We start from the raw sequence: 19934 nt of genomic DNA on the forward strand, positions 1-19934 counted from the left end.
TATTTCTACATTGATCCGTAGTTAGGGCCACCACCGCCTTCAGGGGTAATCCAAATAATATTTTGACTTGGATCCTTGATATCGCAAGTCTTGCAGTGCACACAGTTTTGTGAATTAATTTGCAACTGCGCTTGACCATCTTTTTCTACATACTCATATACACCAGCAGGGCAGTAACGTTGCTCTGGACCTGCGTAGGTTTTGAGATTCAAATTCACCGGTACCGATGCATCTTTTAAGGTGAGATGGATAGGTTGATTTTCGGCATGATTTGTATTGGAGATAAATACGGATGAGAGGCGATCAAACGTAATCTTGCCATCGGGCTTTGGATAGTCGATTGGCTGATGCTGCGCTGCTGGTTCAAGGCACTCATGATCTGCATGCTTTAAATGAATTGTCCAAGGCATATTGCCACCCAAAAGCTTTTGTTCAAGGCCAACCATGAGGGTGCCTAAATACAAACCTTTTGACATCCACGGCTTAAAGTTGCGCGCCTGACTTAACTCAGTATGGAGCCAGCTATTTTTGAACGCGCTTGGATAGGCAGCCAACACATCAGCAGAGCGATTTTCAGCAAGTGCGGCAACTGCAGCTTCAGCAGCCAACATGCCGGTCTTAATGGCTGCATGACTTCCTTTGATGCGTGATGCATTTAAGAAGCCAGCATCACAACCAATTAATGCGCCACCCGGAAAAACAGTTTTCGGTAGGCTATTTAAGCCACCCGCTGTGAGTGCGCGTGCGCCATAGGCGAGACGCTTTCCGCCCTCAAAAGTCTCACGGATCTTTGGATGTAACTTATAGCGCTGGAATTCTTCAAACGGCGAGAGGTAAGGGTTCTTATAGGAGAGGCCCACCACTAGGCCAACAGCCACTTTGTTATCGCCCAAGTGATACAAGAATGAACCACCATAGGTATCACTCTCCAATGGCCAGCCAGCGGTATGAACCACTAGGCCAGGTTTGCTCTTAGAGGGTTCAACTTCCCACAACTCTTTAATGCCAATACCGTAACTTTGCGGATCAACATCTTTATCCAGCGCAAACTTGCTAATGAGTTGCTTGCCTAAATGTCCACGTGAACCTTCGGCGAACAGGGTGTACTTGGCACGCAGTTCCATGCCGAGTTGAAATTGATCGGTAGGCAGACCTTCTTTATCCAGACCCATTGCACCTGTAATAACGCCACATACGGCACCTTGTTCGTTGTACAGAATTTCTGCGGCCGGAAAGCCGGGGAAAATTTCTACACCGAGATTCTCGGCTTGTTGGCCCAGCCAGCGAGTGACATTGGCTAAGCTAACAATATAGTTACCTTCATTCTTGAAGCAGTGGGGCAGCATCCAATTCGGAACTTGGAACGAACTGTCTTTTGTTAGAAATAAAAACTGATCTTGACTGACTTCGGTATCGAGTGGTGCTCCTAGCTCTTTCCAGTTCGGGAAGAGTTCGGTAAGCGCCTTGGGATCCATCACTGCGCCAGACAGAATATGCGCGCCGATTTCAGATCCTTTTTCGAGAACGCAAACGCTAATCTCTTTGCCGGATTCATTGGCTAGCTGTTTTGCTTTAATAGCTGCAGATAAGCCTGCTGGGCCACCACCTACGATGACTAGGTCGTAGTCCATTGATTCTCTAGGGCCAAACTGTTCGAGTAATTCCTGGGCAGTCATTTAATCTCTCCGGCATTGCTTAAAAAATAGGGTGCTTCAGGTATTTGGGGTGTTTTAAGCATTTCTGCCATTTATATAGCCCCAAATCACGCCTATAGTTTAGCTCCAAGCCGGAAAAACCAGGTTGGTGCCCAATGCTAACGGGCTTGAGGGGCTAAAGCGTTATGATTACTTTTTTACCCTTTTTGGCAATATTAGGACGAATTTATGAATAAGACTTACCCATCAGCCGTGGATGCCCTGCGGGATATCTTGAAGGATGGCCAGAAGCTCGCCGTTGGCGGTTTTGGTTTGTGCGGTATTCCTGAAGCTTTGATTCAAGCGGTTAAGGATCTTGGTGCGCAAAATCTGACGGCGATTGCCAATAACGCTGGGGTAGATGGCTTTGGCTTGGGTTTGCTGTTGAACTCAAGGCAAGTGAAGAAGATGGTTGCATCTTATGTAGGTGAGAACAAAGAGTTTGAGCGTCAGTTTTTAGCTGGTGAGCTTGAGTTGGAATTTACTCCGCAAGGAACCTTGGCAGAAAAGTTGCGCGCAGGCGGTTGCGGTATTCCGGCTTTCTATACCAAAACTGGTGTGGGTACTTTGGTTGCTGAAGGTAAAGAGGAAAAAGAATTCGATGGCGAGCGCTACATCATGGAGCGTTCAATCGTTTCTGATATCTCCCTAGTGAAAGCTTGGAAGGCTGATAAATCTGGCAATTTGGTTTATCGCTATACCGCTCGTAACTTCAATCCAGTTGTCGCCATGGCGGGCAAGATTACTGTTGCCGAAGTGGAAGAGATTGTGGAAAACGGCGAGTTAGATCCCGATCAGATTCACACACCAGGCATCTATGTGCATCGCTTGGTGCTCAACACCACACCTGAGAAGCGTATTGAGCAACGCACATTGTCTGCAGTTTGATACCCATAGCCGCTATATAAAAACAGTACAGAATATTTAGGAAGATTGATATGCCTTGGAATAGAGATGAAATGGCGGCACGTGCTGCTAAAGAATTAAAGGATGGCTACTACGTTAATTTAGGTATTGGTATGCCAACTCTAGTGGCGAACCATGTTCCTGAAGGAATGGAAGTTTGGCTCCAGTCTGAGAATGGTTTATTGGGTATTGGTCCATTCCCAACTGAAGAAACTATTGATGCTGATTTGATTAATGCGGGCAAGCAAACGATTACTACTTTGCCAGGCTCCTCAATCTTTTCTTCTGCGGATTCATTTGGGATGATTCGTGGTGGAAAAATCAATATCGCGATTTTGGGTGCAATGCAGGTAAGCGAGCATGGTGACTTAGCGAACTGGATGATTCCAGGCAAGATGGTTAAAGGCATGGGTGGCGCCATGGACTTGGTTGCTGGTGTAAAGCATGTAGTTGTCTTGATGGAGCACGTTGCCAAGAAAAAAGACGGCACTGAAGAAATCAAGATCTTGCCTAAGTGCACCTTGCCATTAACTGGTGTGGGTGTCATTAGTCGCATCATTACCGACCTTTGTGTCCTCGATATCACGCCTAAGGGCTTGAAGTTGGTGGAGTTGGCCCCAGGTGTAAGCAAGGAAGAAGTCGTGTCTAAAACAGGTGCCCCTGTCGACACAACCGGTTTCTAACCTTTTTCATCGGATAGTGAAATAATGGGGTCAATGACCCCATTTCTATTTTTAAAGAGCCTTTTATGAGTGCTGTTGATCATTCGCTTCATGCGCATAAGCAGGGTGATGCTAAGCATTCCCATGCCAAGCAGGTCTCCAATCAAAACCTTCTCCTCATTGCTTTAGTTCTGACATTAGGTTTTTCTGGTGTAGAAGGCGCCGCAGCTTATTTTGCAAATTCCTTGGCCTTGATATCGGATGCAGGGCACATGGTGACGGATGCGGCTGCATTAGGCTTGGCCTTACTGGCTCAAATTATTTCTCGTCGCCCCCCATCGCCTAAACATTCCTTTGGTTTCGGAAGGGCTGAAGCCTTAGCGGCATTTGTTAATAGCATTGCGATGTTGGCTCTAGTAGTCTGGATCATGGTGGAGGCGATTAGTCGCTTCTATGATCCACATAATGTCGATGGCTTAACTGTTACCGTAGTCGCAGCTATTGGCCTATTAATGAATATTGTTGTTGCTTGGGTGTTGTCGCGCGACAAAAAGAGCGTTAATACCCGTGCTGCACTGGTTCATGTGATGGGCGATCTATTGGGCTCTATCGCCGCCTTGATTGCAGGTGTCGTGATTCAGCTAACTGGTTGGATGCCAATCGATGCCATTCTTTCTATTTTGGTTTCACTGCTGATTTTGAAGTCTACCGTTTCCATCTTGCGTGAGTCTTATCACTTCTTGATGGAGGGCGTGCCACTACATATTGACTATCTACAAGTAGGCAGTGATCTTAAAAACGTCCCCGGTGTATTGGCAGTTCATGATTTACATGTATGGGAAATGACACCTAGCTTCCCAGCCTTGATTGGCCATATTGAAATTGAAAATATGACTGAGTGGCCAGACATCATGGCGCGCATCAATACGATGCTATTAGATAATCATGGCATCGATCATGTCACCCTGCAGCCAGAAGCGGCGGGTATGGTGGATGAGCATACTCACGACGAACACCTCAACGAAGAGATTAAGAGGCCGAATGTGACTCATCATGGCGATACTTTCTTCGTTACTTGCACTAGTCCTGATGGCCCGCATCGTATGGCTTATCACGCCTGGGGCAATCCGAATAATCCTAAGGTATTAGTTTGCGTTCATGGCTTGACTCGCAGAGGTAGTGATTTCAATACCCTTGCGCAGGCGATGAGTAATGATTACTACGTCGTCTGTCCAGATGTAGTCGGTCGAGGCGACTCTGATCGTCTCAAGAACCCCATGTTGTATGCCGTGCCGCAATACGTAGCAGACATGGCAAGCTTGATTAAACAGCTTGGCGTTGCGCAAGTAGATTGGTTTGGAACTTCCATGGGTGGCCTGATTGGTATGGTCTATGCCTCAATGCCCAAGAATCCAATTCGTCGCATGTTGATTAATGATGTCGGTCCACGCATTGAGCCAGAGGCAATTAAGCGCTTGGGTTCTTATGTTGGTCAACCATTTACCTTTACTGATCGTGCAGATGCCTTGCAACGTCTAAATGAGATCTGCGCATCGTTTGGAAGTCATACACCCGAAGAGTGGGAAATTTATAACGGGCCGATGCTAGTGCAAAAGGATGGCCTCTGGGTTATGCACTATGACCCAGATATTTCTGTACCGTTTGCCTCCGTCAATCCAATCATGGCAAAGGCAGGGGAGATGGCGATGTGGCACGCCTTTAAACAAATCCATATCCCGATGCTGATTGTGCGTGGCGGGGAATCTGATTTGCTCTCAGCTAAAACAGTGGCGGAGATGTGCAAAGTCAACCCATACATTCGTAGCATTGAAATTCCAGGAGTAGGGCATGCACCTGCTTTTGTGAAGTCAGAACAAGTTGCTCTAGCAAAAGAATTCTTTAGTTAAGGACTTCAGTCGCCCATGACCAATGCTGGCAATGCATCTGAGAGCATCAAAATTGTTGACGGCTGGTATGGTGAGCCCTCAGAAAATCATGCTACTGGTGTTCTTAGTATCCTTAAGCAGCTGCACCTTGATGAGGCAACGCTAACCGCTGCAACTAATATTGCGCGCACCCATGGCAAAGAAGCATTGACTAAGCTTATTGGTGATGAGTCAGCCAAACTCCTAATTGGATATCGCGGCCTTAGACAGGCTCAAGCCAAGCTAGTACGTAACGATGGTGGTCTGAGTATTTCTGGGCAAGAAGAAATGCTCAGAAAGATGTTGCTCGCCTTTGGTGATGACTTACGCGTCGTTCTCATCTACCTTGCTTCTCGCTTGCAAACGCTAAGGTGGGTTACCCAAGAAAAGCTGGAGATGCCAAAAGCTTGGGCGCAAGAGATTCTGAACATTGACGCCTCATTGGCTAATCGCCTTGGTATTTGGCAAATGAAATGGGAGATGGAGGACTTGGCGTTTCGAGTTCTCTCCCCTGAGGTGTATCGCGACATCGCCAAGATGTTGGATGGCAAGCGCATTGAGCGTGAATCTTTTATCGATCAGATTGTCAGAAAGCTTAAAGAAGAATTAAATGCCGCCCATATTCAAGGTGAGGTGCAGGGTCGCCCAAAACACATCTACAGTATTTGGAAAAAGATGCAGGGCAAGTCACTCGATTTTGCTAACCTCTATGACGTCAGGGCATTTAGGGTTTTAGTAGATGATGTGAAATCTTGCTACGCCATTTTAGGAATAGTACATAACGTCTGGCAGCCCGTCCCGCGCGAGTTCGATGATTACATCGCCAGACCTAAACCCAACGGTTATCAATCCTTGCACACCGTAGTAATGGACGAGCATGGCACCGCATTTGAAATTCAGGTGCGCACCAATGAAATGCATCAACAAGCTGAGTATGGTTTGGCTGCGCACTGGCGCTACAAAGAGGGCGCTTATGTTGGGACTGCAACACCGCCAAAAAATAAACCCACATCCAATACTCCAAGCTCACCAAACCCAAATCATCAAACTGGCACACATAGTGCAGCAGTAGCCTATGAGCGTCAGATTGCTTGGGCTAGGCAGCTGATCTCCTGGAAAGAAGATGCCTGGGAGCAATTGAAGCACCACGAGATTGATGACCATATTTATGTTCTAACCCCGCTTGGTAAGGTGATTTCTTTGGAGAAGGGTTCTTCACCAATCGATTTTGCCTATGCGGTTCATACCGATCTTGGTCATCGCTGTCGTGGCGCTCGGGTTGACGGTGCGATGGTTCCCCTGGATACGCCTTTGCAGAACGGCCAGACTATTGAAATCATTGCCGTCAAGCATGGCGGACCATCTCGCGATTGGATAAGCCCTAACCGCAACTACTTGCGCTCACAGCGTGCCCGCACTCGTGTGCGCACTTGGTTTAACGCTTTAGATGATGAAGAAGCGGGTGCAAGGTCTCCTGAAATCAAAACAGAATCGAAGGCTGAGACCAAGGTTACTGCACCAGCCCCAGAGATTGTCCTCAAGCAAAGCACTCGCAAGCAAGGTCAAGCTGGCGATGTTTTAGTGGTTGGGGTGGATTCATTACTGACCCAGTTGGCGCGTTGTTGCAGGCCGGTGCCGCCGGATGCGATCGCTGGTTTTGTTACTCAAGGCCGCGGCGTATCGATTCATCGTCGATCTTGCAAAACTTTCAGAGGTCTATTGGAGCGCGCTCCAGAACGCGTGATTCAGACTGCTTGGAATGCAGTTTCTACAGAAGCTTTGCCTACAGGTGATGCAAAACGGGTATTTCCGGCTGATTTAGCGGTAACAGGGCTAGATCGCCCTGAACTCATGCGCGAGTTGTTTGAAATCCTGACAAGGCAAGGTGTTCACGTCATTGACTTGCGTAAATCAGCCAAGCGTGGCCTTGCTCAAATCCTATTGACTGTGGAAATTAAAGACTCAGAAGCCTTACGTTTGGTTCAAAACAGTCTCGAAGAGGTCAAAGGGGTGACCCAAGTGCGCCGCCGGTGATAAACTCTATGGCTATATAGGCTCGTAGCTCAGCTGGTTGCACCACCTTGACATAGTCGAGCTCATATTTAAAAAACAGCGTTTAAATGCTTTAAAATAAGGTTTTATACATATTAAGACATTTTAAAACTGACAAAAACATAAAAATAATAGTCAAAGACCATAGTGGATTTTCGGTAAATAGTGTGCTAAAAAGGGAACACCACCCAAATTGGTCTCATGACGAAAATCAAGCAAATTTCTCTTACCATCCAGCAAATCGAGCTTGAATCAGATTTTTCTGAGAATCAACCGTTTCTACAGCAGTTAGTTCAATCCCTAAATTCTGAAGCCCTTGAGACCTTGCTTGTTATGCACCCCATTGTCTTGTTTGAGGAGTCCTCGGCCGAATTCCTAGCTAACGGGGGAGGGGCAAAATATAAGGTAATTTGTGGAAAACCCCAACTTCTCCTAGCAAAAGCAATTTTGGGTCTGAAGACGAAGATCCCAGTTTGGCTTGTTGACGATGCCAAAACCTCAAAATTGGTTGAATTGACTCAAGATCTATTAATCCCATTGTTTTTCTCTGGAAACAGACCTAAAGAGTTGCGAGAGAGAGTTAGATCCTTCCCAAAGGATGAATTGGCCAAAATGGGCCCACCCCTTAACCTGCCTAAAAATTGGTCAAAGTTAATAGATTTAGCCTTTCAAGATCCCGATAAAAAAATAGAAGAGGTGCTCGGTTCGGCTAAGGCATTAAATATTGGGGAGTCGAGGGCTGGTGGATAACGAAGAGTTACCCCAGATTCTCGAGGGGAAGGGCCCCCGTAAATCCCCTGCAAGGGATGAGGACAATCGAACACCATTTCTGTCTGCCTTCTCAAAATATGATGGTTTTGAGGCTTTGCACCAGGTGGCCGAATGGTATCTCGATATCCCTAAATCTTTGGCTGGTCTTTGGCTAAACCTAGATAACTTGCCCGAAATTCTGGCTTGCGCAAAACAGTGGAGTTTGGGCCAAGGGCCAATTTACACCCATGATCTAGATGAGATTTTTCATCATTTAGGGCGGTGGATCGAGATTGTTCAAGCAGAGCGCCAATCCCCTGAGCTCCAAAAGATATACCTTTTAAGTAAGGTTGAAAGAAGATGGGGTCCAGAAGCTGGGGATGGTGAGGCGTCGAATAAGAAGCGGGTTTTGAAATCGATTGGCCCGCCATTTTGGGGGATTGAGGAGGAGCATCCCGTGTGGATGACTCTTTGGTACCGATCAGCTACACCTCCCACTGAGGCTATTTATACGGTGCGTGATCAGGTTTATCGAGGCTTGCAAGGCTTGTATCTAAGCTCCTATATGAGGCTGCGCCGCTCCCAGGAGGAAGCGCAGTCAAAGTATTTTTACGGTAGCGACCTCTATGCTCGCTTGCGGGACTCCGGACGCTTATTGCGCAAAATTCATTCTATTGAGCATGGTTTTTTACTAGAGCGCCTAAGCACGCATTGTTTTGCCTATAACAAGCCCAATGCGATGCATCAGGTGTTCTCGGATATTCACGCCAATCCTGAGGAATTATTCCGTCAGGAGTTTGCTGGGTTTGCCGATGTGGTCAATTTTGGGTATGTATTGAGGCATCCCAGTGAATTTGCAAAAAAATTAGTTGATACCTTTTCTCTTCCTGGTGATAGAAAAAAGATTCCCCAAAAAAAATTGACGGATTCAAGGATTTATGAGGATCACCATTTATTTTGGATTGCCCAAGGTTTTCCCGCCATCGCATCAAAGCGTAAGAGTAATACTCGGCCCCATATCGAATGGATTGGTCCAGAAGTGGATACAGTAGCGACTCTATTTGAGGAGGGCGCTCATCCCGGTGAGTATCTTGAGGCAGAAGAAATCTTTTTTGAGCCTGACGATTTTTTAGACCCAGCCTCCACCGATGGCGGCCCACGAGAGCTGCCTCCATTAAATACCCTTTACGCTGCAGCTAGAGCTAGGTATCGAATGGAAATCATGAGGGCACAATCTTTTCGTAACCGATTGGATCGTGCCAGAGTCCCGCTCTTTGTCAGGGTCATAGGCGTCTTGCAAAATCTTTACAGTCAAAGCTTGATGGATGCTAGTGACCAAGCCAAAGCCCTGCTTAATGAGACCGTCAAACTTTGCGCAGTAGCTTTATTTACTGGCCATAGCCTTAAAGAAGCGACCTCATTGCATTGTTTCACCTCTATTGAAGAGTTGCCATCTGAATGGAGGATTGCTTATTCAGATCAGTATCGTGTTTGGCTTCGACCATATCCAGTACCCGATAGAAATAAGAATGCCCGCATCATTTTTAGCGACTCTGTTGCGGTATCTCCCCGAATTGCCTTTTCGGATATATGGTCTGTGGGTCAATTACTTCCCAAGACTCGTAACAAGAAATGGTTCACCCAAACTGAGGCGGTCTATAAAAAAGTTTTTATTACGCAGATAGCACCCGCCTTAATTGAGGCGGGGGTTGATGAGGATTGGGTCGGGGTCGATAGCATTGGGGAGCTTTTGCCAAGCTGGTTCGAAGGTCTGGAAGAGGGGGAGTTGCTCAGAAACTGTGCTCTTTTTGGCAGAAGTAGCCCCCAGTCTGAGGTCCAGTCTCATTACGCCGCCCTTGATAGAGCGGTTTTGGATGATTACTACTGCAAGATCATGCGTAATCTCTGGAAGCAAATTCAAGTTGCTACGCCTGATGATAAAAAATTACTAAAAGATGGCTCACTAGTAAAGCCTCTCTTTTCTTTATCGAAGAATACTGCGCAGATTCCAAATAGTCTCACGGGCAATGATTGGGCTCCAAAAGTAGAGGGTATTAAAACGCTCTTAGAAATGCTGCGCGCTCAAATTGCCGATCATGATCAACAAGAGCCACATCATTATCACAACCTGGTAGTGGCCTATACCGGCATTGCTCTAAGTATTGTTACGGCCTTTCGTAATGCCAATACTCCTATTTTGGATTTAGGTCTGATTGATCAGGAAACGGGCTTCTTGCATATGGAGGAGAAAGATCGGGACAACGGTTCGCATGCGCGCCTTGTATGGATTCCTGACGATGTACGTGCTTGTGTAAGCGCCTATTTGAATCACCTCAAAAGATTATGGGTAACCCTTTCCTTTCAAACCAGTCCAGAGCTCAAAGTCCCTGCGACGAAAAATCGTGACATCCGCATCTACGGCACCAAGTCATTTGCGCTGTCATTGCAAAGCTCGCTCTTTCTTTTTGAAGAAGTGGGCGGCATATGGCAACCCAAGGAATTCTCGGGCAGAAGATTGCAAGCGCTATTAGATTCCTTAAAGTTAGGTTCTTGGCCGATCCCCAATAATGGGCGCCATTTTTTAGCAACCACTTTGTTTAATGAGAAGCAGAAAAGTTTTGCAACGGTGATTAAAACGGTGATGGGCCACTGGCAACTCGGGGAATCTCCTTGGGGGCCTGATTCGGCCATGGATCCCTACTATCTGCGAGAGGCACTCAAAAGTCCATTTGAAAAATTATTGGGCAAAGAGGGTATTGATTTTCAGGTGATCGATTTTTAATCATGGCACGAGTCCAGATCTCTGACTTAGATCCCGATATTTGGGTGGGCTGGTCACATTTGGAGAAGTCATATCCCAAATTATCAGACAAAGCTCATGCCGAGCAGTCGATAAATTTAAGCGATCTAAGCGTGGACACGCTCAAAATCTTGTATCAGGTTCAGCAAAAAAATACTCAAATTCTCAAGTGCAAACCAGAGACTCTCAAATTAGACAAGTCTGCTATCAGAGCAATTCTTTTAGAGGTGAAGCACTCCGCTAAAACTGGCTCTGGCTTTAAAGTGCGACGTCGATTTTTAGAGGTAATTGAGGCTGGCAATACCCTGGGCCGTTTTGATATTCCCATTCCCTATGTGCCGGCACCACTGCCTCCAATGCCGCCATCCCCTTTTACTCATGACAATATGAAAAAGATGGCAAAGATTAGCCCTTTGCTTGAAGCTTTCAATCACTCTTTAAAAGAGACTCGGTGTACCGTAAGTTCGCAGGCTTGGTGGGGTCAAGCACTACTCTCGGCCATGTTAAATGGTGCATTGGTAGATAGTGTTTTTCTGATGGAGCTCGTTAAATCTCTCGCGCAAGGGAGGTATGATCCTCAGCTACGCTGGGTTTCTTTATATCCCGTTAAAGGGAAAAACCCTCCAAAGCATCCGGTATTGCGGCGCTGGTTTATTGACCCGGCAACCCGTTTAATCTTAGTTAGCTCTATCAATCAACAAAAACTAGTGATGCCGGAACTCAAACGGGTTTCTGATGGGCAAAATGTTTATGGCTTGATTAGCGCTTATACACACCACCATGATTTTTCAGATAAGTTGCCCGGTGGAATTAAAGCCCTTTTGGATGGGGTAAGGGTACGGCTTCATTTGCATATGCCTCCTTGGTTAGTTCAATATGCAAGCGATCGCCTTGTGAGTACCTCGCTACCCGAGCACGTTTGGGACCGATTGATTCATCCCCCTACTAAATATGAAAGCAGCCTTACTAGTAGGGAGATGCCCGCCTTGGTGGGCCCCATTTCTTTGGTAGATGATTCAGACGAGGAGGAGCAAGAGGAGGGTGATGATGAGTATGAGCAGAGAAACGCTCCGATTGAGCAAGATGAAATGCTTCCCTCGCAGTTGCGAGACTTGGGTGGCGTATTAAATTCGAAACTAGATGAGCCTCAAAAAAGGGTAAAGGCCTGGTTGGCCGCCAATGAGGGTGAGCTACTACCGAGTGTACGCATCCTAGGGTTATGGGCAGCGGAGCATCTTCTGGCCAAGGGTCGTGGACGAAGGGTTAAAAGACCGCGCACAACTTATCAAATGGTGAACTGTATTGCCGGGCGCTTAGTGGGGCAGCTGGGACGTTTGGATTTAACGAAGTTAGGTGATGAGGAAGCCTATCTCGAAGTCTATCAAGTTGCTCTAGAGGACACACCTTCTAACGGTGTTCGCCGTATTGTTGGCCGGGCTCTTAAATCGCTACATCAGTATCTGGAATCAAAGCATGGTGTATTGCCATTAAGTGACCATGATATTTTTCGAGTAAGTGGTCGTGGTAATAGTGCCGTAGATACTAATCTGATTAGTTTGGATTCTTGTCTTCAAATTTCCAACCACCTTGAGCAAGAAATTAAAAAGCTCTATGGGGGTCTAGAAGGCAAGAATCCAAAAGTGAATGCTCTAGTCCAGCAACTTCAGGTTGCTCTGAGTTTGGGTTTTTTCTGTGGTTTGCGACGATCGGAGGTCTTGGGTTTGCAAATCCAAGATATCGACTTTATTGAAGGCGTCTCCATTACACAGGAGACCCCGCCTGAATTTTGGATTGAAATTTGTAAAAATGGATTGCGTGAACTTAAGTCACGCTCTGCTAATCGACTTTTGCCGGCTTTTGCTTTAATGCCTGCACATGCATTAATTGCAGTGCGCAATTTATGGGTGCTTCGCCGCAATCAAATTAGGGCAAGCGATAAAGCTCAGAATCCTAATACCCATGATCCGCTGAAGGCGATTACGGGAGCTGAGCCCTTGTTTAACCTATTTGTTAAAAACGGCAAGGTCAATGACAGAGACCCCAATTTAGAGCGTCTCACTAAAGCGCTTAAGCATTTAAATGATGATGAAGGGCTACGGTTTCATCATCTAAGACATAGTTTTGCCAACTGGCTTGCGCTGATGTTCTGGTTAGGCGAGCAGGGTAAAGGCGTTTTTTTGCCGCAATGGTTCTTGCCAACAGAGCATGATTCTAGAAGATTAATGATTTCTGCATCCGTGCGCCAATCATTGCTAGGATCAGCGCCAACCAATACGAGATCGATGCTTCAGATCAGTAGCTTGATGGGCCATGCGGGACTTGATATTACTATGGGCTCGTACATCCACTTGGCGGATTTTATTTTAGGGCGCAAGGCCTATAGACTCACGCCCCAATTGGATACTGCTACTTTAGAGCTTCTAAGTGGTTACTCGACTTCATATCTATACGAAATCGAGAGAAAACTATCGGTTGCTACGCCCCCTCAGATTAGGTCGGGCGTTTATTTGGATTCCATTTGCGATCGAATGTTGCTGGAGGGAAAAAATATTGCTCCAGTCAAAAAGAAGTCGACAGTGAAATTTACAAAGTCATCGGCTGTAATTCCACCAAAGGAAATAACGGCAAAAACTTTACAGGTATTAGAGATTTTGAATTTCATTGAATATGCAAAAACTGTGCCACTACCTGAGAATGAAGATTCTGCTTTGCACCCGTTAAAGTTGGCGTCAGAGCGCTATGGCTATCGGTTGGAGGATTTGTATTTATGGATCCAGAAGCTACCAAGTCTTCCTCAGGGGGTATTGCGTTCAAAAGGAGTGTTTCTAACAAAACCCAAAGCCAATAGGCTAGTTGCCGATTTGGTTGGTAAGCCTGAACAAGTCAGCATTGCAATGGAAACTTGTGAATTGCTGAAAAAGATCTATCAAGGTGAAATGCCATGGCTTGGCAAGAAGCTAGCCTGTCAAAAGCGCGTTCAAGAATTGTTGAGTGACTTTCTTGAACTTTGGGTTATTGGGACTCACCTTTCGATTGAGACCGATTCGTTGCCCAAGGCTAAGCGTTGGCTTTGGTTTTTGCGGGAGCTGCAAATTGTCGAGGCAATTGATATCACTCACACTCCATCCATTGGTAAGGATTTTCCATCCGCTAAGCGTCAGCGGCAATATTGGAAAGATCAACTTGAGATAGGTCAGATCCAAGAGGCTGAGCCAAAAGTCTCCGACAGCACAAGGGGGAGGATTCGAGTGGATCTCGATTTAACTCAAATTTCCAAGAAGAAGGGCTTTCAGCAATATGAAGTGATTGCCGCGATGTTTGGGGTGAGGGCGGCATTATCTCTTCTAGCTTTGGTTCAGTGCACCTTTCTAGATTGAGGTTTGCATCTCAATTTTTAAAGGGGGGCGACGGATTAAAAGAAGTCGTGTCTCTAAAAATTACTATATAGCTATTGGCTTAGCTGTTAGAAAAAATCGGTGTGCGATTGAATATGTGATTGCTTTTTGGTGCAGAGTTCGAATTTGCATACTATGGCTCGAGTTGCTGACCCAGGAGTTAATGGCAAAGAGTCTCAATATATTCGCGGTCAATTCAAATAAATGTAGTGGGTTGGGTCTGGATCGCCTGAATTTTCGTTCTTTTCATGATTTAATGATTTTTTCTGTAATGAATAATTAATCAATCCAATGAGAACAGTAAGTATCAGCGCTTTAAATATTGTTATGCCATCGCCGCATAGTCCGGAGAGGTATGTTGAGTTATTTCATAATGCATATAAGCTTCGAAGGTCTATAAATATTCGCGGCGACTATGTGGCTCTTCTTGGCGCATGTCGGGATGATGCAATAGAAGGCAGGCCAGCAGTTGTTGGAGAGCTCTATAAGTATTTTGAATTAAAAGTTGATAGCCAGTGGTTTAATACCCTCGAAAATAAAATCGCAGATGAAGATGAAAAAGCCCAAATTAACATCCCAGGGCATTTGAAGCCTCATTTTGAGGTTACCCCCTTTGTTTTCTTCCCGCATAAACATAGACTTTTGTTTATCTCAAAAGAGATTGACGGTGCATTTACACCTAACCAGGCTCATCGATTATTTGAGGGTCTGCTTAATACGGGCTTGCTGCAGGCTAAATATGGACAAGTAGAGATAACCATTGAGCCTAGTATAGATACGCTCTCGAACATTCTTAAGATGCCAACCATTAAATACCTTCATATTGAGGTGAAGCCCCCAAACCCTGATGATCAAGAGGCTGCTGAGAAGAGGTTATTCGAGAATCTATATGAACAAGGAGTTGATAAACAAGTGATTGAACTTCACTCTAATCAGCAGTCCGGCTTAACCCCTAGCAATGAAATTAGATTGCTAGCAAAAATCGCTCAGTCCAATGGGAATGTAACGGGTCGAGGTATTGATGAGGCGGGAAGTGTAATCACACTATCGACTCAAGAGCATCCGCTGGAAGAGCGTGTTACCTACAATCCTAGGATTCAAACAAGACTATCAATGTTGATTTCAACAGCTTTTGAATTGTTGCCTCGGATCATTCGAAGGGAGTTGAAATGATAAAAAAATTATATGCTTCTTACAGCGGTGTTTTCAATATATTCAAAATGTATTGGGCAGCATACGGCGGCTTTTCATCGCTGATTATTTCTCCATACTTCCATTTAGCAATTTTGATTGCTTGGCTTCTTCAACCCTATTGGATATCAGGTCAGTGGTGGAATACATCGATTTCAATATTGCCAAATATCGTGGGCTTTGCTTTGGGTGGCTATGCAATTTTGGTTGGATTTGGTGATGATAAGTTTATGAAGGTAATTTCAAGAAAATCAGAAAAAACCAAAGTTTCCTACAGTCCATTTCTCGAGGTGAGTGCCGCATTTGCACATTTCATAATAGTCCAACTACTCGCACTTTTCTTTGCAATCATTGCTATCGGTATTTCTGTTGACGGTGTAATAAAGCTCGGAGAGAAAAGTGTGGGGCCAATAATATTCGGATGGGATTTTTCATACATCTTGACCAAGACTCCTGCTTTATTTAATGCTACGGGATTTTTCTTGTTTATATATGCATTATTAGCCGCTGTAGCGGCGACTTTATCGATTTTTAGGGTTACATCTTGGTTTGATCGCATTAATAACATGTCAAATAATGAAGGCAATTAGAGATCGGAGTGAAGAATGAAAAAGTGCGTAAAAATACTAGATTCCAAATCAGGAAAGCAGGTTGTTGAATATCCAATCTCGATTGACTATATAGCTCTTAATATTGGTGAAATTGATTTTTATAATGAAGCATGGAAGTGTGCTGTAGACGATAAGCTAGTTGAGTTAGATAAAAGGCTGGAATATAGATTTGTCATAGATTCCAATTCATAAATCTCACTTTTCCACTCAATTCTTTTATTTTTTGCATGTAAGGGTTACTTAAAGTAACACTTTGAAAATTAGCCTGTTCCATATACAGTCAATCTATATGTTAGTGAACGTTAAATTATCAAAAGCAATTGTGCGGCAAGCGAAGTCTTGTGGCGCTGATCAGCATCGTTCAACAGCAGAGCAAATTGAGTATTGGGCGCAGATTGGGAAGGTTGGTCTTGATAACCCAGACTTGTCGTATTCGGTAATCTTTGGGATCTTATTGGCTGATAAAGAGTCAGTTATCGGTGAATATGGCATTGGCAAGCTTTAGGCGGGGGTAATGCTGTTTGGTTTGGCCTAAATCCTTAGACTTTATTTGATATTAAAATAGTAAATAAAGATAATAATGTGCTATATTTACTACTATTATGTCTAATATAAAATTCAAATTTAAGACCAATTCTGAGCTTCAAGCAGAGCTTGGGCAGCGTTTGCGTCGCCTACGTTTACAGCGCAATATGCCTAGAGCAGAGTTGGCGGAAAAAGCAGGCGTAGCAGCAGGATCTATTGCTAAAGCCGAAGCGGGTGAGGATATTCGATTGTCGACCTTACTACGATTAATGCGTGTATTAGGCGGCTTAGATCAAGTGCTTCAACTCATTCCAGTAGCGCAAGTATCACCTCTTGAAGCAGTCGACCTTGGGCATGAGCGCAAGAATGCAAGACGCTTTGGAAAGAAGGCAACTACATCAAAGGGTAGGCCATGAGTGTTGGGGCGATCTCAGTAAGCCTTTGGGGAAAAAGAGTCTGCGCTATTGCTGTAGATGCTAACGGTCAACTGAACACGCAGTTTGACCCGGAGTTTGTTAAATTGAATTTAGATATTGCGCCGATTAATTTACCCCTTGAAGATTTGCGCCAAAATCCTTCTCAAATACAACGATTTGATGGTTTGCCTGAGCGAACCTATCGAGGCTTGCCAGCATTTTTAGTCGACTCGTTGCCAGATGATTTTGGTAACGCCTTGGTCAATCAATACATGGCTTCAAAAGGTATTTTGCCAAGAGATGTGACTGTGTTGGATCGATTGGCCTATACAGGCAAAAGAGCAATGGGCGCATTTGAGTTTGTGCCAGCCACTAAAGATATTGTTAAAAATAAAGCTGCTTTAGAAATGTCCAATCTTGTCGAGATGGCAAGAAGGGCGCTAACGGGTAATTTGGAAGATACTCCCGAGGAATCTTTGCAAGACTTACTGTCAGTTGGCACTTCTGCTGGTGGCGCAAGAGCAAAAGCGGTAATTGCTTGGAATCCCAAAACTAATGAAGTATTTGGTGGTCAGTTTGATGCGCCACCGGGCTCAGAGCACTGGCTTTTAAAGTTTGATGGTGTGGGTGAGGATACTGAGCATGGTTTATCAGAGGGCTACGGCAAGGTAGAGTATGCCTACTACTTGATGGCAAAAGAAGCTGGTATAGATATGGCTGAGTCCAAACTGTTTGAAGAAAATGGCCGCTCACATTTTATGACTAAGCGCTTCGATCGAGAGGGTAACCAAAAGATCTTTTATCAATCGTTATGTGGATTGATGGAAATGGATTTCAGACTAAAAGGCGTGCATGACTATCAGCAGTACTTAAGAGCAATCAATGCACTCAGCTTAGGGCATGACGCTTTATCCCAGGCATTTAGACGTATCGCTTTTAATATCATGGCTCGCAATTGTGATGACCATACTAAGAACTTTGGCTTCTTAATGGGTCCAGATGGCGTTTGGAAATTAGCACCTGCTTATGATGTGATGTATGCGTATAACCCAAAAGGCGAATGGACTTATCAACATTTATGCGGCATTAATGGCAAGTTCGATGAACATACGAGAGCGGACTTACTGACACTAGCAAAACAATTTGATATTAAAAAACCAGAATTGATATTAGATGATGTGAAAAGAGTTGTTAGCTCCTGGAGGTTGTTTGCTAAGGAAGTTGGGGTAAGCGACAAATTAACGAACGAAGTTTGGTCTAATTTAAAGTTGCTGTAATCAGCCTATATCAGCCTCAAAATAGATTTTAAGCTTTGTAAGCCTCGCTTTTCACTCATTTCTTTGAGTGCTCCAAGTTTATTTTGGGTAAAAATAGCCTGCATCTTTGCAGGCTATTGATTTTTTTTCTAATTCTTGGCCCCTCGATCTTTGCTCGAACCGAGGGCAACGGATTACGACTGTAGGTGGTGGGGGGGATGAAGTTTGGGTGGTTGAGGTAGGGCCGGGTGCAGCCAACATTCAAGCATTCTCTTTTAAGCCGCTTATTCTGTTCGCAAATAGCCTTTATTGTTCAAATATTATGAGTATTTGGTAGCCCGCCCCCATAGCTCTCCGATCTTATTTTTGGAATAAAGCCTCATTTCTTTGCCAATATTCAATAAATTGAGCTATATCTAAAAGTGCAATTGGAAAGATGGTTTCTTCAAATTGAGCATCAAAACGATGTATTACCTCTTTAAAACTCATATCAACCAAAGTCTTGCCATGTTTATTGCGAGAACGTTTATGTTGATGAATAAAAATAAACATCGCTTCGGCATAGTTCAATTGTTCTTGGGTTGCACCTGGTTTTAGTCCCAGAATGGAAAGCTTGGTCCAGTTGCGGCCCATCGTTTTTGTATGTCCTGAGCAGATACGTTTAAAGACATTCACGCTTTGGCCAATGTAGTAGATTCCGCCGGCTTGATTAAAGAGAAAGTAGATGGCTGGAACTGGGGGTAAATCTCTTCCAAGCAAATAAAGCGAGCGATAGTCAGGGCATGTATAACCTGCTGCTTTGATTTCATTAATAGAAAAGTCGATCAATCTTGTTTTGAGAAGATTGCGAAGAAATTCCTCGCCACGAAGTAGATATTCTTTGTCCTGTTGTGTCATTAGGTAATATGGGGTATTCATTTTTATCCTGGAAGTTGAGAGTTCAGTAGTTGCTCAAAAGCCGAGCCGTCTTTACGAGTAAGGTTAGGTACATACCTTGAATAGGTAGTAAAAAGCATGCGAGTCGACGTGTGACCCATTTGCCGCGCAATCCACTCTGGGTTTTCACCTGAGGCCAGCCAAAGCGTTGCCGCTGTATGGCGTGTTTGATAGGGTCGTCGTCGCTTAATGTTTAATTGCGTTAGCAGGGGATGCCAGATGCGATTAGCAAAGTTGTGGCGACTAAAGGGGTTGCCGTTGCTTGAGCAAAAGACGTATTCAGATTCAATTGCTTCTGTGTTTTTACGTTGCTCGATTAAGGCTTGAATGACTGGAGTTGACAAGTCAATCGTGCGCTCTGATCCAGCAGTTTTGGTTGAATCAATTTCACCACCTACCCAAGCTTGTTCAATGGTTAGTCGAGCATTATTTAAATCAACGCTGGCCCAAGTAAGACCGAGCAATTCAGAGGTACGCATACCAGTAAAAAATGCGGTAGTGAGATAGGGTTGATATTCCTTGGGAGCCGCCTCTAGGATTTGCCCTACTTCTAGCAAGGAGAAGGGCTCAATCTTGGTCTTGGAGATCCGCAAGGGTTTAATGCCGCGAAAACCTGTTTCAAATTCGTGGCGATCAGCTGCTTCAGTCAGAATTTGTTTCAAGATATTCAGAATCCCATTAATTCTGGTTGAATCGCTACCAATATCCTAGACACTTCCCAACCTCGCTTGGTACTGCTGTTCAAATCTTACCGGAGAAAGCCCATTGTTGTAGCTATGGCGTCTAACCGGGTTGTAAAACATTTCGATGTAATC

At 44.8% G+C, this 19934-nt stretch carries 17 protein-coding genes; 13 read left to right on the forward strand and 4 right to left on the reverse strand.

The window, feature by feature from the left end; translation table 11 throughout:
- Positions 1–5 precede the first annotated feature (5 nt).
- Positions 6–1676 (reverse strand): electron transfer flavoprotein-ubiquinone oxidoreductase, encoded by a 1671-nt coding sequence (locus ICN11_RS04980; RefSeq protein ID WP_216229420.1) that lies wholly within the window; start codon positions 1674–1676, stop codon positions 6–8.
- 207 nt (positions 1677–1883) lie between these two features.
- Here ICN11_RS04980 and ICN11_RS04985 point away from each other — a divergent pair, with 207 nt between their 5' ends.
- From ICN11_RS04985 to ICN11_RS05045, 13 genes are all read left to right on the forward strand, one after another.
- A complete protein-coding gene (locus ICN11_RS04985; RefSeq protein ID WP_216229421.1) occupies positions 1884–2582 on the forward strand; it encodes a CoA transferase subunit A in 699 nt (232 codons plus the stop codon).
- 50 nt (positions 2583–2632) lie between these two features.
- A complete protein-coding gene (locus ICN11_RS04990) occupies positions 2633–3283 on the forward strand; it encodes a CoA transferase subunit B (RefSeq protein ID WP_216229422.1) in 651 nt (216 codons plus the stop codon).
- Between the two features lie 65 nt (positions 3284–3348).
- On the forward strand, positions 3349–5169 hold the full coding sequence (locus tag ICN11_RS10785) for an alpha/beta fold hydrolase (RefSeq protein WP_216229423.1): 1821 nt from the start codon (positions 3349–3351) through the stop codon (positions 5167–5169).
- A gap of 15 nt (positions 5170–5184) precedes the next feature.
- Positions 5185–7221: a bifunctional (p)ppGpp synthetase/guanosine-3',5'-bis(diphosphate) 3'-pyrophosphohydrolase gene (locus tag ICN11_RS05000; protein ID WP_216229424.1), complete on the forward strand. Its 2037-nt coding sequence runs from the start codon at positions 5185–5187 to the stop codon at positions 7219–7221.
- Positions 7222–7440: 219 nt separating this feature from the next.
- Complete coding sequence (locus ICN11_RS05005) at positions 7441–7989, forward strand: hypothetical protein (protein WP_216229425.1); 549 nt, start codon at positions 7441–7443, stop codon at positions 7987–7989.
- Positions 7982–10771 carry a hypothetical protein gene (locus ICN11_RS05010; protein ID WP_216229426.1) on the forward strand — a complete coding sequence of 930 codons (2790 nt, stop codon included), beginning with the start codon at positions 7982–7984 and terminating at the stop codon, positions 10769–10771. Before ICN11_RS05005 ends, ICN11_RS05010 begins: the two co-directional genes overlap by 8 nt.
- Positions 10772–10773: 2 nt before the next feature.
- Positions 10774–14166 carry a tyrosine-type recombinase/integrase gene (locus tag ICN11_RS05015; protein WP_216229427.1) on the forward strand — a complete coding sequence of 1131 codons (3393 nt, stop codon included), beginning with the start codon at positions 10774–10776 and terminating at the stop codon, positions 14164–14166.
- Positions 14167–14475: 309 nt separating this feature from the next.
- A complete protein-coding gene (locus ICN11_RS05020) occupies positions 14476–15357 on the forward strand; it encodes a DUF4747 family protein (protein WP_216229428.1) in 882 nt (293 codons plus the stop codon).
- On the forward strand, positions 15354–15965 hold the full coding sequence (locus ICN11_RS05025; protein WP_216229429.1) for a hypothetical protein: 612 nt from the start codon (positions 15354–15356) through the stop codon (positions 15963–15965). Before ICN11_RS05020 ends, ICN11_RS05025 begins: the two co-directional genes overlap by 4 nt.
- A 15-nt stretch (positions 15966–15980) precedes the next feature.
- Entirely contained in the window at positions 15981–16178 is a 198-nt protein-coding gene (locus tag ICN11_RS05030; RefSeq protein ID WP_216229430.1) for a hypothetical protein, read from the forward strand.
- A 97-nt stretch (positions 16179–16275) separates the two neighbouring features.
- On the forward strand, positions 16276–16491 hold the full coding sequence (locus tag ICN11_RS05035; protein WP_216229431.1) for a ParD-like family protein: 216 nt from the start codon (positions 16276–16278) through the stop codon (positions 16489–16491).
- A gap of 97 nt (positions 16492–16588) precedes the next feature.
- A complete protein-coding gene (locus ICN11_RS05040; RefSeq protein WP_216229432.1) occupies positions 16589–16927 on the forward strand; it encodes a helix-turn-helix domain-containing protein in 339 nt (112 codons plus the stop codon).
- Entirely contained in the window at positions 16924–18204 is a 1281-nt protein-coding gene (locus ICN11_RS05045) for a type II toxin-antitoxin system HipA family toxin (RefSeq protein WP_216229433.1), read from the forward strand. Before ICN11_RS05040 ends, ICN11_RS05045 begins: the two co-directional genes overlap by 4 nt.
- 339 nt (positions 18205–18543) lie before the next feature.
- Here ICN11_RS05045 and ICN11_RS05050 read toward each other — a convergent pair whose 3' ends face one another.
- The 3 genes from ICN11_RS05050 to ICN11_RS10790 form a co-directional block, all read right to left on the reverse strand.
- Positions 18544–19080 carry a GIY-YIG nuclease family protein gene (locus tag ICN11_RS05050; RefSeq protein WP_216229434.1) on the reverse strand — a complete coding sequence of 179 codons (537 nt, stop codon included), beginning with the start codon at positions 19078–19080 and terminating at the stop codon, positions 18544–18546.
- 23 nt (positions 19081–19103) lie between these two features.
- A complete protein-coding gene (locus ICN11_RS05055; RefSeq protein ID WP_216229435.1) occupies positions 19104–19781 on the reverse strand; it encodes a site-specific integrase in 678 nt (225 codons plus the stop codon).
- Between the two features lie 45 nt (positions 19782–19826).
- Positions 19827–19934: IS3 family transposase (locus ICN11_RS10790; protein ID WP_370623601.1), on the reverse strand; the 108-nt coding region annotated here is incomplete at its 5' end.

It is taken from the genome of Polynucleobacter sp. 78F-HAINBA, assembly GCF_018882325.1.
Classification (GTDB): domain Bacteria; phylum Pseudomonadota; class Gammaproteobacteria; order Burkholderiales; family Burkholderiaceae; genus Polynucleobacter.